The following is a 16,254-nucleotide window of genomic DNA, read 5'->3' as shown; positions in this document are numbered from 1 at the left end:
GAGATAACAATCATACTTTTGATAGGATTGCTGCATATCAAATATATTCTATTTGAAACAGACTGAAATTTACGGAATCCTAGAGATCTTGTTATGATTTCAATCACAGTTTTCAACTTTTCCCTAATATCGATAGTGAAAGATTGATTTTTAGTGTATACATGTGATTCTCGAGAAGAAGCAAAAAAGAAAAGCCCCATCACGTAATGTGATGGGACTTATATCTTATATTGGCGTTTTTAAGGCGCCGCTAAATTACGCGATATCTTGATTTAAAGATTGCTTATAGACAGCTTTCTTAACTTGGATACGACGAGCTACAGATTTCTTCTCGTAAGCCTGACGAGAACGTAGTTCTCTTAAAACACCAGTCTTCTCGAATTTCTTCTTGAAACGTTTTAACGCTCTATCTAAAGATTCACCTTCTTTAACATTTACAATAATCATAGCTTTTATATACCTCCTTTCGTCGTAAAATTCTTGGTGTGCAAAAGTAATGAAAACAATGCACTCCCGCAAATTAATTTTCGACTAGTTTATATTCAGCAACGATTGCCTCCAATGGATGCTCTGGGGTACATAATGCGGTATGAATCCCCAACTGCTTTGCTCCTTCTAGGTGCTGCGGACTATCATCAATAAACAAGGTTTCCTCTGGAATCAGATTATTTTCTTTCAATACCAATTCGAAAATTGCCAGGTCTGGCTTTCTTAAACCTGCAAGATGAGAATAATAAGTCTTCTCGAAAAAATGCTCATTGTTTTCAACACCATATGTATCTTTAATATGCTGCATACAGTAAGCATAGTGGAGCTCATTGTTATTACTAAGCAGAAACATACGCTTGTGTTTCTTAAGTTCATCTAGCGTCTCATGTTTACCCGGAGGAACACCAATAAGTAAAGAGTTCCATGCATCATCAATTTGTTGATCTGTTAAGTCGGGACGGTTTGCTTTCTCCCTCACGCCTTCTCTAAACTCTGCCGCCGTGATTTCGCCTTTATCAAAATCATCAAAAAGTCCATCTTGCCCTTTATGTCCAAAAAAATCATCCACATTGGTGATACCCAATGCACTAAAGGATTCGCGTACTTTATTAAAGTCGATCATAAAGATCACATTCCCATAATCTAGGATAACATTTTTAATATTTTGCATACAAAAATTTTGTTTTCTCGTCTCAAATATCGATAATTGCATCGTCAAAAGCGGAATTAATGTTCTATATTTTTGACAAAATAAAACCGCGCCTATAGCTCAGTCGGTTAGAGTAGAAGACTCATAATCTTTTGGTCCCTGGTTCGAGCCCAGGTGGGCGCACAAATCTAAAAGTCGTTTTTCTGAATAGAAAAAACGACTTTTTTCGTTTCTAAGGGCATCTTTGAATCATTTGTCCTTCACTTTTCGGAGCTCTCCGAAACGGTGGGATTTACATAGTTTTTTGTTAAACTTCACGTTTTCATGCTACAATTATGCTACAAAGAAAACGTGGCAATTTAAAAATTATGGCAACGACCGTAAAAGCAATGGTGTTCAAACACCACAGAAAAGTAGATGGTTCTTACAATGTTAAGATAATCTTGTTACACGAAGGAAAAAGAAAGTACCTTGACACCTCACATTTTGTAGTGAAAAAGCAACTTACAAAAGACTACAAAATAAAAGATCCATTTATTGCAGAGCAAGTTGAAAAACAATTGAGAGATTACCGCAAGGAAATAAGCGAACTTGCAGAAAAATTAATCTACTTTACCGCTGACTCACTTGCAGACCATCTCTTAAATAAGAACGAAGACATCAATTTCATAAAGTTCTGTGATCAGCATATTGAAAAACTCAAATCCGAGGGTCGAGATGGCACAGCAGCTACTCATCGGGTTATCCGAAACAGTCTCGTCGACTATTTCAAACGAGAGTCATTTTCAATTAATGAAATTCATTCCAACATGTTAGTTTCTTATGAGAAGTATTTAAGATCAGAGAGGAAATTAAAAAGATTTAATCAGTTGGGAAATCCAATATACTCCATAAAAAAAGGTCTATCTGACAGCGGTCTTCACAACCACATGAGAGATTTACGAACACTCTTCAATGCAGCCAGAGAGAAGTACAATAATGAGGACATCGGAATATACAGAGTAAAGCACTACCCATTTAAGAAATATAAAGTAGGTAGTCCTCCCCCAACACGCAAAAGAAATCATACGCTTGAAGAAGTTCTAAAAATTCGTGATTGCATCACTCAGGTTGACAGTCGGGCTGAATTGGCCAAAGAACTGTATATGCTCTCTTTCTATCTATGTGGAATTAACGCAGTTGACTTATATAATCTAACTGATAAAAATATCAAAAATGGACGTATTAATTACAATCGATCTAAAACAGAGAGGAAGAGAAAGGACAATGCATTCATAAGCATTAAGGTCTCCAAAGTCGCGACTTCACTTCTAGAAAAATATGTAGGATTACTTTCTTCGAGGTATGCTAACACATATTGTCTAAATTGGGCTCTTTGCAAGGGAATGGAACAGTTGAGAACTATTACTGGCATTCAGGGTATAACTTTATACTGGGCTAGACATACATTTGCTACTGTAGCTAGAAACAAATGTAGAATGAGTAAGGATGATATTGCACTTGCACTAAATCACGTTGACTCTGGCAACAAAATAACTGATATCTATATTGAAAAAGATTGGAAAATTATAGATGATGTGCAACGAAAAGTAATTAAAAAATTGAAGAAAGCGGAACAAAAAATTTTTAAAAGCAAGTCTAATTTTGAATAAACTTCCACTTGGGTTGATTTCCCTTTAATGGGGAATCAACCTTAAAAAAAGGATTAATGAAGATTTTTAACATATTTAAATCCGAATGAAAATAATTAGAATTGAGGTGGAGATTAAGAGACTTTCGGCCTGTACCTTTTTACATGGTGCAAAATCGTCGTTTCCGACTTGCAGAAGCAACATATGGACAATTTTTGGAATTTCGAAATTTTATTCCGTAACACATTTGTAACGATTTTCTTCTCGTGTATGCTTCTCTAATATTACAGTTGTCAAATGCACTAAGAGTTTCAAGTTAGATATTGCTAAAACTTTGATCGATCGCTTTTGTAACCCTCCCGAAAATTCGGACTGTCTGAAACGCGAAAATTCGTAACTTAGAACAGTACAATGAAAAAGACAAGAATCAGCGAGAGCCAAATCGTTTCTGCGATCAAGCAACATGAATCGGGTAAAAGCACTTCGGACATCTGCAGGGAGTTGGGTGTCCACCAAGCCACCTTTTACACTTGGAAGAAGAAGTATTCCGGGATGGACAGCCAAGAGCTGCGCCGCATGAAGGAACTGGAGGAAGAGAACCGCCGTCTCAAGCAGATGTATGCGGACCTCGTCCTGGACCACAAGATCCTCAAGGACGTACTCTCAAAAAAGTTCTGAGGCCCTGCCAGCGCAAGGATATGGCTGCTTATGTTATTTCTATGCACCAGATCAGCATCAGCAGGGCCTGCAAGGTTGTCAACCTGCCCAAGTCGATGTATTATTACAGGAACAGGAAGGACGACAGCGAAACGATAGCGAAGCTCCGAGAGCTGGCCGATCGGTATCCAACCGAAGGACAGGACCTTTACTATTCACGTATCCGACACGAGGGACTGAAGTGGAACTACAAACGAATCCGCAGGGTGTATCAACTCTTGGGGATGAACCGTCGCAGAAAGGTCAGGAGACGACTTCCAGCCCGGGTAAAGCAACCGTTATCGATTCCAGAAAGGCCGCTTAAAACATGGTCTCTGGACTTCATGAGCGATGTACTGACCAATAAGCGCAAGTTCAGGACCCTGAATATCATTGATGATTTTAATAGACAGGCCATCGCTATTGAGGTTGCGCACAGTATGCCAGCAAACAAAGTAACCTATCTATTGGAACGCATCATAAAAGAGCAGGGAAAACCTTCACGTTTCCGTACGGATAACGGCCCTGAATTTATCAGTAGGGAATTTCGAGATTGGTGTGCTGGCAAAGAAATAGATATACAGTACATTCAACCAGGCAGGCCGATGCAAAACGGTTACATTGAACGTTTCAACCGCACGTTTCGGGAAAGTATCCTTGATGCCTACCTCTTTGAAGATACACAGCAAGTACAGATACTTGCAGAAGAATGGATTCAGGATTACAACTACAGAAGACCACATGAGTCATTGGGAGGAAAGACACCAATGGAATACGATGCCCTGCCGGCGGCATGTTATCAATAGGTCAACTTTAAAAAAGATTGACCTATTGATAACAACTATTTTTAAATTTGAAAACTCGCCTGGATGCCAGTCCGAAAATAGGGAGGATTACACTTTCATTTTAATTATGTTCTTATAAATAAACTCCAATACCGCCTCAGCAACAGCCTCTGCAAGCGGAACAGGGACACCGTTTCCTATCATCTTGAATTTCTTTGTCAAAGGTAATTCCTCCGGTAAAACGTATTCATCAGGCACTCCTTGTATCCTCAATGCTTCACGTACAGACAAACGTCTGTGCTCGTAAGGGTGTAAATGAACTTCATTATTACCGTAACAAGTTGTAGGGCTATATTTGAAACGATGAAGACGCTTAAAGGAGGGTCTATTTGTTTCACCTTCGTTAATTGCACATAATTTCTCTTCGCTCACGTGCAAATTGAAAAATTCATTTGCGTTAGGAGTCAAATTTATCTGGTTTTGTGGCACAAGACATTTTTCAACACACAACTCAATTGGCACATCTTTAGATTTAATCACGGACGCACCAAATTCACTTTGTTTGCCCCAATTATATTTGGTTAAAGCATTCTCATATTTTGCATTTATTGGAAAAGGGAACCACTTGCCGAAAGAGCTTCGTTCAACATTTTTTTTATCAAGAAATTCTTTTCTAATTCCAACAAAAAAAATTCTTTCTCGGTGTTGAGGAACACCAAAATCCAATGAGTTTAACTTCTCATGGTCGACGTAATATTCGTTCTCGATTCTTTTCAACAGCGCTTGCAAAAATTCCTTTGTTTCTTTCCTTTTTGTTAAACCGGTTACATTTTCCATCACGAAAAAGGTAGGTTTCAATTCCAAAATCTTATCAAAAAAAACAATCGTAAGTTTACCTCTCTCGCCCTCAAAACCTTTTCGCGAACCATTCATACTAAAGTCTTGGCAAGGTGGACCACCAATTATTCCAAAATGTTCTGGTTTTCCATTAGGAAATGCTTCTTTGATTATTTCGTTTGATTTTACGTCTGTAATTGACTTCGTATTAAAAATTTCTGCTTTAATTCCATTTCCTCGAGATTTTCTCCATGAAGTAATCCCAGCTGCATGAAGTTTTGCAAACACTTTATCGAACTCGTTCGTCCAAACAATTTCAAAACCAGCTTTCTCAAAGCCCATATCCATAAATCCTCCCCCGGAATAAAAGGAGAGAACAGGGATTTTATGTTCGTTAAATTTGTTCATAAATCATTGTCGTATCGGTAACAGAATAGACAAAATCTGTTGACTCTTTTCGCAAATTGTAAATACTTATTTTTTTCTTTCTTTTATAGCTTAATTCGTCAAATTTTTCAGAATTAAAGTTTTTGATGGTCAATTGCCTTGTACCATTTTGCAAAAACACACTCACATTCCCATTTTGAAATTTCTTCACGTCTTTAATTTCTCCGAAAACATCATTAAATGAAAAATCAGTTTCAAGTTTTCTGATAAAAAAAGAACAAGCTGGCCTATATAAACAATACTTGCAGTTTACTTCTGTTGGAGTAACTGAAAATGATTTTGTACTTATACAGTTATTCGTTGTCTTTAAAAGATTTTTTGCTTCATCATATATTATTTTACATTCTTCTTCGGAAAACGTAACCATAAACTTTTGATTCGCTAAATCCACCAAGCTTAAACTCGTTGGAAACCTATTCGTGTTTTCAAAATACAAATAGGCATAAAGCTTAAGTTGCTCTTTGTATTCTTCTTTTACATCAGAATATAATTCGCCCTCATCATCTAAACAATCTTTTGTAATCGCTCCGGTTTTAAAGTCTATAATTTCTATGTTATCGTTATTTTCAATTATTAAATCAACTTTCCCTCCAATCAATTTATCCTCCGATTCAAACCATCTTTCAGAATAAAAATTTATGTCACCTAAATTCGCTTGTTGTTTAGGTTCGTTTCTTAAATGTCTTTTTAACTGGATTTTTTTCAAGCCGAAATTTTTCAACTTTTTTTGGAGTGGAACGAAAAATCCAAAACTATTTTCCTGCAGATCCTCTTCAACTATTTTCAATTGCTTATCAAACTCCGTATTAAAATCATCTTCATTTTTTACAACCCCTTTTGCAATCAATTCAAGTATTTTGTGCAATACTGTACCGAAATAGGCATTAGGCGAAAGTGGAAGTAAAGGCTTCTTATCAAACGCTTCTGCCAATAAAGATTTGTAAGCACAATTTTTCATTGAATAAAATTGGCTTGGCGAAATACGTTTGATTTCCTTGAAATTTATTTCTCCAATTCTATTCATCATCTCTCTATCAATTTTTCATAACACCAACCCGGTCTGCGATGTAAGTTGAATGAGTCTATTATGCTAATTTTTCCTCCGTTACTTTCAGTATGTTCTGTGATTTCATAATAGATTTCAGCCAACCAATTTGCTTCTTTAAAATCTTTCATATTCCAAAATGGGTGAACAATCATTATCACATTTCTTTGATTTCTTCCAAATTTGATAATTGGCAAACCTTTTATTTCTGCTGTATGTGAGAAGCCAAAACTCTGAGCAAAACCATTTCTCAACTCTTTTGCAAAAGCAAGCCAATCTTGTAATTCGACAAAGTTGAAATTTCCATCAGCACCGCAAACGAAAGTTGAATCATTCATCACACGGAGCATTGATAAACCTAATCGCCAATCAAGCAAACTGTGATAATTCATATTCCTATATACTTTCAAGCAATCGTAACAAGCATCATCACATTTTGTCTGATGTATTTGTGAATGAATTTTTCCTAAATAACTATTCATATTACTTGGTTCCATTGCTTCCGAAAGAATGTTTTGAAAATCGTTGTATAAAAATCTCACAAAGCCCGAACCATTTGGCAATTCATCAGTCAAAATAATTTCTGCAATTCTTCTGTTTGTACCGTCTTCAAGCACTTTCATTGAAATGTCAGCAATTTCAATTTCGGTTGGGTCAACATCAAGTCTGTCAGCCAAAATCCGTTGAAGCAAAAAAGCGGCTGAATAATATCCTGAACGAACACCGTTGCTTTGTGCTTTAACGTGAGGCAAATCTGTTTCACTAAAAAACATATTCAAGTCAAGTTCCAAAGGAATAGTCGAAGGTGCTATTCTGAATATTTCTGTATTTTTATTGCTTGCTAACGCAATTTGCTCGTCTGTATTTGTTGCGTTTTGTTGAACAAACATGGAACAACCATTGCTGTCATTTGTCGGTACGGCTAAATCATTCAAGAGCCATTGATTATTAAACCAAAATCCGTTTTGATTGAAAGGAAATTTGTTGTTTGTGTTGTAAAGTTTTCCTGTGAAAAACCTATCGGAATTTGTATTTACTCTCCAAGTAACATCGTTATCTGAAATGGAAATTGAGGCATTACTTATTTTTCCCGTATTTGCTGAACCGATTTTTTCTGCAAAAATTGGTGGCCGTGAAAGCAAAAACTCCGAATCATCTTTCGTATCGCTTCCTACTGAAAGATTTGTTCTGTATCCTCTTGGTGATTTCAGCATGAAAGGTCGTTGATATTTATTTGGGTTGTCTTCACCACAATTTGGACAAACATCAAATTGGTTTTGGTTTTCCAATTCTACTTTTCGTTCTTCCGAATATGTTTCAAAAAACCCGCAAGACCTACAACGAACAAACCAACGGTTTAGTGAAAACGGAAGTAAGTTGTTGGTTTCAACATTTGTTACAATTTGATTTCCGTTTCTACGCGTATTGATAAAATCACTTGTAAAACCAATAACCTGATGAATTGCCTTGTCTTTTGTTTTCTGTGCACCCGGTGCAAATTCATAAATAGCCATTGCTTGCGCTCGGTCTATTGAAAGTGGTTCAAGTTTTCTGTTTATGCCGTGATACAAGTTTTTAACGGTAGTTGGCATTCCGAACATTGGTAAAATCCCGCCTTCGGCAAACTTTTCAGAAATATCGTTTGTTGCAATTTCTTCGTTGTCTCTTATACTTTGAGCTTTCCCAATCAATCCATTTTGGGTTGTTGTATCTATAACCCAATTGATAAATTCTTCTCTTTTCCCTTTTAGTTGTTCAGTCAGCAAAGCATCAACCGTTGATTCAATCGCTACTTTGTTATTGTTTATCCAATCTGTAATTTCTATTCTGTATGTGTCCCAACTATCAGTAGAGCCAAATTCTCCGTGAACACTTGATTTTTCATCAGAACTAACATCAATATCTTTTTCAACGTATGCTCTCCTTAAAATTTCTTTTGCAAGCAACCGTTTAAAAATCCGCTCTTGTCCCATTGTCAAGAAAGGTGTTGGCGGTGCATCACCTGTGATTTTTTGAGGGTTTGCAAAATAAAATTCATCGTGGCTTCTACCTCTGCAAAAAGTCAAAATCACGGAATAGGCTTGCCCTCTACGACCTGCACGACCAACTCTTTGTTGATAATTGAAACGTTGAGGCGGCATATTTCCCAACATCACGGCTTGTAATGCTCCAATATCAACCCCAACTTCAAGTGTTGTCGTTACGCTCAACAAATCAATTGCTTTTACTTGTCTATTGCCTTCATCTGGCAAAATGATATTTCTAAAATGCCGTTGCCTTTCAAATTGGTCGTCTGTTTGTCCGGTAAGTTCTTCACAATGCAAACGAATTGGCGGACGCTGTTGTTTAATTGCATTGTAAGAAAGGTAATTATCTTTCCAAATATCATCACAAATTTTGCTATGTGGCGTTTGTAACGCTGTCACAGAATGAGTGCAAATGCCTCCACTAAAATGCAAATGTGGCCTATTTCCTCTTGTAGTTGTCCACACTTGATCGGTTGCTTGTGCAACTTTGATGAAAAGTTCTTCAATTTGAATTCCTTTATTAGCTGTCAACAAACCGCTTATTGAAAGTGTATTGAATACTGCATCACCAATTTCGTTTTCTTGTTTTGAAAACCTATTTGCAACGGCACGAATGTACTTTTTTATTTGCCCCGGAAAATCATTGTATTGCGTCAAGTTGAAAGGACTTGCATCTTCGACTTTGTTATGTTTGTACTTGTCCCCTAAAATCCTAATTGTAGAATTTACAATTTGTAAAAACTCATCTTTTGCTAAAGCAACCGATCTCGCTTGGTCTGCTACAACTTCTAATTCCGGATTTATACACACATAACCCAATGCAGAGGATTCAAACGAATAGAACAGTGAACCAAAGAACATCGATGCGAGCCCGTCAAAAGAACCTTCTTTCAAATCGTTTATGTATGATTGATCTGCTCCGTTTGCCCATTGGAAATTGGTGAAATCAATAAGGTTAAACCAAGAAACAAAGTCATTATTCCGCATTCTTGTTTGCAAAGAAATATCATTTCCTCCCGGATTTATTCCCAATTCAACAAAACGCCTTACAAGCGGTGCGAGATTTATTGAATTAGTAATATCAACTAAACTTCTTACATTGAGAGTTAGTGACCGTATTTCGTTTAATTTTCCTAGAGCGTTTTCTTTTTCTTGTCGGTTTGGAGAATTAGAGTGGTAAACAAGAGTGTTCATTTCGTCAAAAAGACGTTGATTGTCATTTGAAAACCTTTCTTTTTCTTCTTCATTTTTATTATCAAAAGCCTTTATAATATTAAAACGTAACATCAAATTTGAATGTAATTCATTTACTAAAATTTCACGCATTAAATCAGTAAAGTGATTTCGTTCAATTCCGTTTGCAACTTGTGCTGCATCTTCACGACTATCAGAGAACACAACTAATTTTCTTTCCTCTTCGTTGCTTGGAAGTTGATACATCAACTCTTTTGCAAACATTTGGGTTGTTTTGGCGAAACCTGTTCTAAAACTACGAATTGACGATGTTTTTCTCTTTCTTAATTCTTGCTTAAATTTTGAATGATTTATACCACAACTTGGACAGACGCTTGGCAATGCTTTGTGTGTTTCTATTGTGGAGATGTTTCCATTTGCATCAGGGGATGCAATATCACGATTGGAGTTATTGGGGGTTATGGTGAAATAATAACCTTTAATCCATTGCTCAGAATTTTTGTTTGCTTCGTCGTATGTAAAATGTATATCCCCAGAAATACAATTCAATGATGCTTCAATCCATTCAGACTTGTAATTACCTTGCTCTTCTGTACTTAATGTAGGTTGTCTCCAATATCTTTCAGTAGTTCCGCCCAATTTGCTTAAATCATAATTGTCACGATCATAAATTTGATTACCACAAGCCCAAAAAACAGCATATTCCTGATAACTTCTTTTTTCTACCAATTTTGCTGGTGTTTTTTCCGGAATGCCTTCAATGTTTGGGCTGATTGGAAGTAATTCAAAAGTACCATTACCTGTAACTAATCGACTTCCGCCAAACAATGTCGTTCCGCAATTATCGCAATAAAGTAGTTCCAAAATACGATTTCCGTTTTCCGAATTTATTCGTGTATTAGAATAAAGTTTTCCAACTGTGCGTTCTCCATCAGAATATATTTCATCAACGTCATCAGGTTTTACAGAAGCCCAAATACCTTCGATGTTTCTAAAGAAATAGTGAAATCTGAAACGTGGCAACTTTCTGTCATCAGGAATTTTGTCTACAATGATTTTGAATTCAGGTTCGTCTAACATTGCTCTTGCAATCAATAAACCACGCAAAGCGTTTTCTAAATCATCTTTGTTAGCTGTATTTTCAAAAATTGTTTCAGCAAAATATTTTCCATTTGCATCATCGCCATTTGCTTGTATTGAGCAAACAGCTTTGTAATCCTGACAAGGCGAAAATAAACGTTCTTTCAATTGAAAGTTTGGATTGGTAATTACCGATAGTAATTTTGAAATTCCATTTCCGTCTTGTGATAAATTGAACGTTGTTGCAAGTTGCGTTGCTGTTGCTTCGCAAGTTGAAATAAAATTTTCATCAGCTATGTTTCCTTCTACTTCCGAAAACTTTTTTGCAATTTCTTTGAAAGGGGTAATTGGTAGTTTTCTGCTATTTTCAGAAAACGCTGTAATTTCATTATTCTTTCCTTCAATGATTTTGAACGGTTTTTCTGTCCCAAAAAAGTCTTTCAAAAACTGTTTACTTTCTTTTCCTTCTTTCGTTTCTTCTTTTGCTTCCAACGAAGCACTGGAAGCAAGAATGCGTAATTGTGGGTGATTAGGATTTAAGCCTAAACGATTAAGAACAAGTTTGAGCAAATACGCAACTTCTGTTCCTTGCGTTCCTCTGTATAAATGCAACTCGTCAATGATTAAGTGAAAAATGTTGTTTTCGCTTTCTTCTAACCATTGTTTTGTTTCATCAAAAATTCCTTTGTCAATATCACGCATTAACATTATGCTCAACATTGAATAGTTGGTAATCATAATGTCGGGCGGTGTGACTTGCATATCAAATCGGCACCTCATTTCTGCACCATCTAAACGTTGGAAAAATGATTTCAAATCCTTGGCCTCACTTCCTATTTTTCCCGTTTTTTGAATGTATTCTGCTACACGGTTTGAATCTGTTTCTATCTGTTGTAACTGTCCTTTAAGTTGATTTACTTTCCTTGTGTTTATTACAAAAGCTCCGTCATCTTTTACTTTTTTCAATTCTCCGGCAACAGGTGAACTCCCGTTATATCTTCCAAAATAAATTGCGTTGCCATTAGTATTTTCACTTAACCAATTTCTTGTATCGTCTGAATCCAATGCTTTTCGCAAACGGCTCATTTGGTCTTCTACCAAAGCGTTCATTGGGTAGAGTATCAATGCTCTTACTCCGGCTTTCCTAGTTTCGTGGTTGCGTTGCCTTACCACATTGCTTAAAGTGAAGTTCGAAGTGTTGACAATTTCCTTTGCAGAAAGTCCACCATTATCACACCACCAATTATTTATACTTGTGGATTTTTGGTTTGGGGCTTGCCAATTGGAAAGTTCTTTTGAAAGCTGGGCGAATAGTGGCAGTAAGAATGATTCCGTTTTTCCCGAACCTGTACCGGAAGTAATAATGCAATTATTTCCAAGCAAGGTTTGTTTCAACATTTCCGCTTGGTGCAAATGTAAAGGGAAATCCCCAACAAGTCCCGTATTTACAAGCCCCTTAAATGTTTTGACTTCTGCATCACTCAACGCATTTCCTAAATCTTCAAGTGTTAAATCATTTATCTTTTTTCCACTTGAGACATAATCGGGCAAAGGCTCAATCCAAGGCTTACGATAAAGTACTCTGTCATAGTTCAATAAGTCATAACGCTCCTTTTCAATGCCTTCAAACTTTGTTCTGAACGCAGTTTTTATATAACGAATAAAATTCTCTTTTATGGTTTCAAACGAACCTATTGGGTCTTTCATAATGTTTTATCTATTGGAGTCTGGCCTAATTTTAATCTGAACAAATTTTGAGTGAAAATCCCAATTACATTTTCATATATCCTGTATTTCTTCCCATCTATCACTTTGAAATCGGGGGCTAATCCACTTAACAACATAATAGCTTCCGACAATAATCTTGGCAAAGGCATTTCGATTGGAATAGCAACTTTTTTACTTGTGCTATCAAACAAAATCACATTTTTATTGCAATGCTTCAATGCAATAAACCTTCCCCAATTCATGTCAATTTGATAGCTCTTATTGTCTTTCCAAAGTTTGAATTGATGAGTATATTCATTCAATTTGTATTTTATCAACGAAAATGATTTGTCAAAAGTTGGTGTTTCGCTCTTTTCAAAAATTAAGGTTTCAGGATTGAAAATATACCTCGCCCAATCATAGTCATTTTCATTGGTCTGCTGCACTGTCCTCTCGTAGTCTATGATATTTGCTGAAAAATCTTGAAGTGCAACTTGCGGAAAATAATCATTTGACAACTTTATTCTCAATTCATCTGCAAAAGCTTTCAAGCAATTCTCTCCATAATTATCTGTTGATGTTTGTTCAAATGCCTTAACTGTGACTACATCAGGTAAAAGCAATCGCTCGTTTGAAACAAATTGCCTTGTTATTTCAACTTGTAAATTGTGCTTAGGTGCAGTATTTACGATTGCTTCAACCAAGGCAGAATCTCTTGCACCTATTAGCAAAACTTTTCTCCCTCGTGTTGTCGGAATGAAAATAAATTGGGGCGGGCTTAAAATGACATTTTTAGTCTCATAATCATAATCAAGTAATCCAATGAAATCATAATAATTCAATGAGGCTCTTTTAAGTCTGGTGAGATTAAAGTTTGAGTTTATTTGTTGCTCCGAAAACTCTTTCGAATAATAAAACTCAAATGCTCTGAAAAACTCTTCGGTTGTAAGTTCAGCTTTTAGAGAAAGAAAGCTACAAAGTTTATTTCCGTTATGATTATTGAGTATGGTAGTTGAAATGTTAGTTGCAACCTCCTTTTTAGTGGAAGTGAACATTGAGCTTAAATGACAGAAATATCTTTGACTTGACTTGTTAGGATTAACGATATTGCTACCTAAACAGTATTGCTCCACATCAGTTGTAATGTTTCTGCCAAAGGAATCCCTTTTCGGTAATTTAGAGTCATCAACTTGAATTGCCGTGTTGTCTGATGAAATCAAGTTGTATGGAAGTTCATTTCCCGAAAAGTTCTCGTTTTCTACTTTTATATAGAAATCGGCACCTATTGCTGTTCTTTCGGGTAATAACCAACGGTTATTTAGTGACTGCTTTTTTGAAAGGAAAATTTTATCATCTGTTTCTTTGTATTGCAAATAAACTTTTTCGTTACCGTCCGCATTTACAATTTCAACTTCCGGCAAATAATCATTTACATACGTTCTGAAATTCACCTTTAGTCCACCAATTAATTCAATCCGTTTTTCAGTGTATAATGTAAGAAGTGGAATTTCATAAAGTCCTTGTGTAGGATTGCGAAACCAAAACAATGAATAGTTTTCTGGCAAGCCTTCAAAATCTTCTTGTTTGAAATCTCCGTTGACAAATGTACTTCCCCATTCTTTGATTATTTCTTGCTTCTCATTTTTGCACAGCAGATACATTCGTTCTGTTTTTGAGAGAACGTCCGTTTCAATCCAATAATCATTGCTCAACTGAAATGTCCCAGCACTTATGAATAGCCTCACATCACGGTTAGAAAACTTCGCAATCCATTTGTTGAAATTGTCCTTAAGTTCAAGGTTTTCTTTGAATTCAATAGGTAACGTTTTTGACCAACCGTTTATTTCATACAAATTCTCGTGTTCTCCAAATTTTAAATCTTCGGGATAGTCATTTGAAGAATACATTCTGTACGAAAATTTAATCTCTTCGTCATTGGTATTTACTTTAAATTGAAGAAATAAAGGTGCCACAGTATAATTTCTTTTCTTTCGTATTATTGCTCCTTCTTCTATTTCTTCGTGTGTTTCACCTGTCCATTTTTTATATTGTCGTTGTATAGTTTGAATGATAGAGCTTGACAATTCATCATCTTTCTTCAAAAAGCCTAACGTACTTTTAGGTATTAAATTCGTCCTACTGTTTTTTATTTTTTCTCGCAAAAAATGGTCTTCATAAAAGGTATTGGGAACTAAACTCATAGATTCAAATAATTCCGGTAAACGATTTAAAAATTTTGGTGGTAATACACATTGCGAAAAAACCTTTCCAACATAGACCCAATTTTCGTTTGTAAATGGGATAACATTGAAACAACCAAAATCACCGTTATTTTTTAAGTTTGCCCAGCTTGCTAAATCCTCCCACAAACGATTAATTTGATTGTTGCGAAAATCATTTGTCCCGATGTTTTCGTTTATTTGGTTGTTTTGCAGGAAGGTTTCAAGTCTTCTGTAATAATTATTTGCTCTTTGGCTATTGCTATCAACACCTTCAATTAACGGAAGCACAATAAAAACCAAGTAAGCAATGTAAGGTGGATAAACAACAGGTACACCGTCAATTTCAAGCGGACTCCCGTCTTGACGTTTTGAATTTAGCAAGTTATTTTTTGAGTGAGCAAATTTTGCTTTTGCTATCACATTTCCACTTGACCCCGGAACGCCACGCTTAATTGAAGCTATATAATCAATCCAAATATCTTCTTCTGTTTCTTCTATGAAATATGGCCTACCTATGCTGATAATATCACTCTTGGTTAAATACAAATAAATATCCTTACCTGCGTTTGCAGGATTGAAAAAATATGCCGATATGATATTGTTCCATTCTAAATATTTCATACATTCTCAATTTCTTATTACCTCGAACCCCATTTGTCCATAGTATTCCCTTCTTGGAGAAACAAGCTCGGTTAATTATGTAGACTTAGAAGTGTCAAAAAACCAGTAAAGGCTGTTTTTACTGAAATAATAAGTTATATGCTTGTGTTTCAGTCTTTAAAATTACATATAATATAAGGTAATAAATTACGTTTCTTGCAAAATACGGATATTTCTCTTTATCGCTTACATTATTTCAAAACCTTTAATTATATTGAAAAAAAACTTAGAGAGTATCAAATGATAACACCAACAGATCAGCTTTATCAAAAATTCAAAGAGAATTTAGATCCATCCTATCAGGAAATAATTATAAAATTCTTTTTATACTTTTCTCGATTTGAGTTTCTCCTTAAATATGACGATTTCATAAAACCGGATGGCACTGTTCATTGGGATGGTTTTACGAGTAAAAAGAAAATAGATTATAAAATTTGGCTGGATAAAGGGATTACAGAAAAACTTCAAAATGCAATTCAATACATCAATTCTAATCCTCCAAAAAAATTGGTTAAAAAGGATGGAAAATACTTATGGCAAGATAAAAGACAGACAAATATTGAACAATTGGAAGTTTTAACTTTACATATTCGTACCATAAGAAACAACCTTTTTCATGGGAATAAAGTTCTCAATGCAGATAATGGAAGAGATAGAGAGCTATTACAATGTTCCTTACTGATTCTTAATAATCTTGTAAGCTTTTTAGATGGAGAACTAAACTTTGTTGAAGAGTCGATTTAAAAGCCGCAACAGAATTGTAATTCACAATACAACAAAACCCC

At 35.6% G+C, this 16,254-nt stretch carries 10 protein-coding genes and 1 tRNA gene; 5 read left to right on the top strand and 6 right to left on the bottom strand.

The genetic code is table 11. The features are described from left to right. Positions 1-255: 255 nt before the first annotated feature. Both rpsU and GFH32_RS07600 read right to left on the bottom strand, forming a co-directional pair. Positions 256-447 carry a 30S ribosomal protein S21 gene (gene rpsU / locus GFH32_RS07605; protein WP_153510800.1) on the bottom strand — a complete coding sequence of 64 codons (192 nt, stop codon included), beginning with the start codon at positions 445-447 and terminating at the stop codon, positions 256-258. A gap of 73 nt (positions 448-520) precedes the next feature. Next, entirely contained in the window at positions 521-1,159 is a 639-nt protein-coding gene (locus GFH32_RS07600; RefSeq protein WP_194285680.1) for an HAD family hydrolase, read from the bottom strand. Positions 1,160-1,247: 88 nt separating this feature from the next. Between GFH32_RS07600 and GFH32_RS07595 the strand changes: the two genes are divergently transcribed. From GFH32_RS07595 to GFH32_RS07585, 4 genes are all read left to right on the top strand, one after another. Then, positions 1,248-1,321: transfer RNA gene (locus tag GFH32_RS07595), tRNA-Ile, on the top strand. Between the two features lie 185 nt (positions 1,322-1,506). Then, complete coding sequence (locus tag GFH32_RS07590) at positions 1,507-2,790, top strand: site-specific integrase (protein ID WP_228384237.1); 1,284 nt, start codon at positions 1,507-1,509, stop codon at positions 2,788-2,790. A 390-nt stretch (positions 2,791-3,180) separates the two neighbouring features. Further along, positions 3,181-3,447: a transposase gene (locus GFH32_RS18365; protein WP_202111303.1), complete on the top strand. Its 267-nt coding sequence runs from the start codon at positions 3,181-3,183 to the stop codon at positions 3,445-3,447. 20 nt (positions 3,448-3,467) lie between these two features. Further along, positions 3,468-4,271 (top strand): IS3 family transposase, encoded by an 804-nt coding sequence (locus GFH32_RS07585; protein WP_202111304.1) that lies wholly within the window; start codon positions 3,468-3,470, stop codon positions 4,269-4,271. A gap of 87 nt (positions 4,272-4,358) precedes the next feature. On the opposite strand, the gene GFH32_RS07580 is transcribed toward GFH32_RS07585, so the two are convergent. Genes GFH32_RS07580 through GFH32_RS07565 form a run of 4 tightly spaced genes read right to left on the bottom strand, consistent with a single transcriptional unit; the run spans position 4,359 to position 15,430 of the window. Further along, positions 4,359-5,495, bottom strand: a complete 1,137-nt coding sequence (locus GFH32_RS07580; RefSeq protein WP_153510793.1) for a DNA cytosine methyltransferase — start codon at positions 5,493-5,495, stop codon at positions 4,359-4,361. Then, positions 5,482-6,561, bottom strand: a complete 1,080-nt coding sequence (locus GFH32_RS07575) for a PD-(D/E)XK nuclease family protein (protein ID WP_153510791.1) — start codon at positions 6,559-6,561, stop codon at positions 5,482-5,484. The genes GFH32_RS07580 and GFH32_RS07575 overlap by 14 nt, the downstream gene beginning before the upstream one ends. Continuing rightward, entirely contained in the window at positions 6,558-12,587 is a 6,030-nt protein-coding gene (locus GFH32_RS07570; RefSeq protein ID WP_153510789.1) for a DEAD/DEAH box helicase, read from the bottom strand. The genes GFH32_RS07575 and GFH32_RS07570 overlap by 4 nt, the downstream gene beginning before the upstream one ends. Beyond that, a complete protein-coding gene (locus GFH32_RS07565; protein ID WP_153510787.1) occupies positions 12,584-15,430 on the bottom strand; it encodes a hypothetical protein in 2,847 nt (948 codons plus the stop codon). The genes GFH32_RS07570 and GFH32_RS07565 overlap by 4 nt, the downstream gene beginning before the upstream one ends. Before the next feature lie 195 nt (positions 15,431-15,625). Here GFH32_RS07565 and GFH32_RS07560 point away from each other — a divergent pair, with 195 nt between their 5' ends. Then, entirely contained in the window at positions 15,626-16,213 is a 588-nt protein-coding gene (locus GFH32_RS07560) for a hypothetical protein (protein ID WP_153510785.1), read from the top strand. Positions 16,214-16,254 lie beyond the last annotated feature (41 nt).

Source organism: Sphingobacteruim zhuxiongii, assembly GCF_009557615.1.
GTDB classification, from domain to species: Bacteria; Bacteroidota; Bacteroidia; order Sphingobacteriales; family Sphingobacteriaceae; genus Sphingobacterium; species Sphingobacterium zhuxiongii.
The sequence above is the reverse complement of the archived record's forward strand: the minus strand, read 5'-3'. Positions and strand labels throughout refer to the sequence as shown.

Coding starts and splice junctions, on each gene's coding strand:
- GFH32_RS18365 (WP_202111303.1), top strand. CDS start 3,181: ATGAAAAAGACAAGAATCAGCGAGAGCCAAATCGTTTCTGCGATCAAG.
- GFH32_RS07565 (WP_153510787.1), bottom strand. CDS start 15,430: ATGAAATATTTAGAATGGAACAATATCATATCGGCATATTTTTTCAAT.
- GFH32_RS07575 (WP_153510791.1), bottom strand. CDS start 6,561: ATGATGAATAGAATTGGAGAAATAAATTTCAAGGAAATCAAACGTATT.
- GFH32_RS07600 (WP_194285680.1), bottom strand. CDS start 1,159: ATGCAAAATATTAAAAATGTTATCCTAGATTATGGGAATGTGATCTTT.
- GFH32_RS07590 (WP_228384237.1), top strand. CDS start 1,507: ATGGCAACGACCGTAAAAGCAATGGTGTTCAAACACCACAGAAAAGTA.
- GFH32_RS07580 (WP_153510793.1), bottom strand. CDS start 5,495: ATGAACAAATTTAACGAACATAAAATCCCTGTTCTCTCCTTTTATTCC.
- rpsU (WP_153510800.1), bottom strand. CDS start 447: ATGATTATTGTAAATGTTAAAGAAGGTGAATCTTTAGATAGAGCGTTA.
- GFH32_RS07585 (WP_202111304.1), top strand. CDS start 3,468: ATGGCTGCTTATGTTATTTCTATGCACCAGATCAGCATCAGCAGGGCC.
- GFH32_RS07570 (WP_153510789.1), bottom strand. CDS start 12,587: ATGAAAGACCCAATAGGTTCGTTTGAAACCATAAAAGAGAATTTTATT.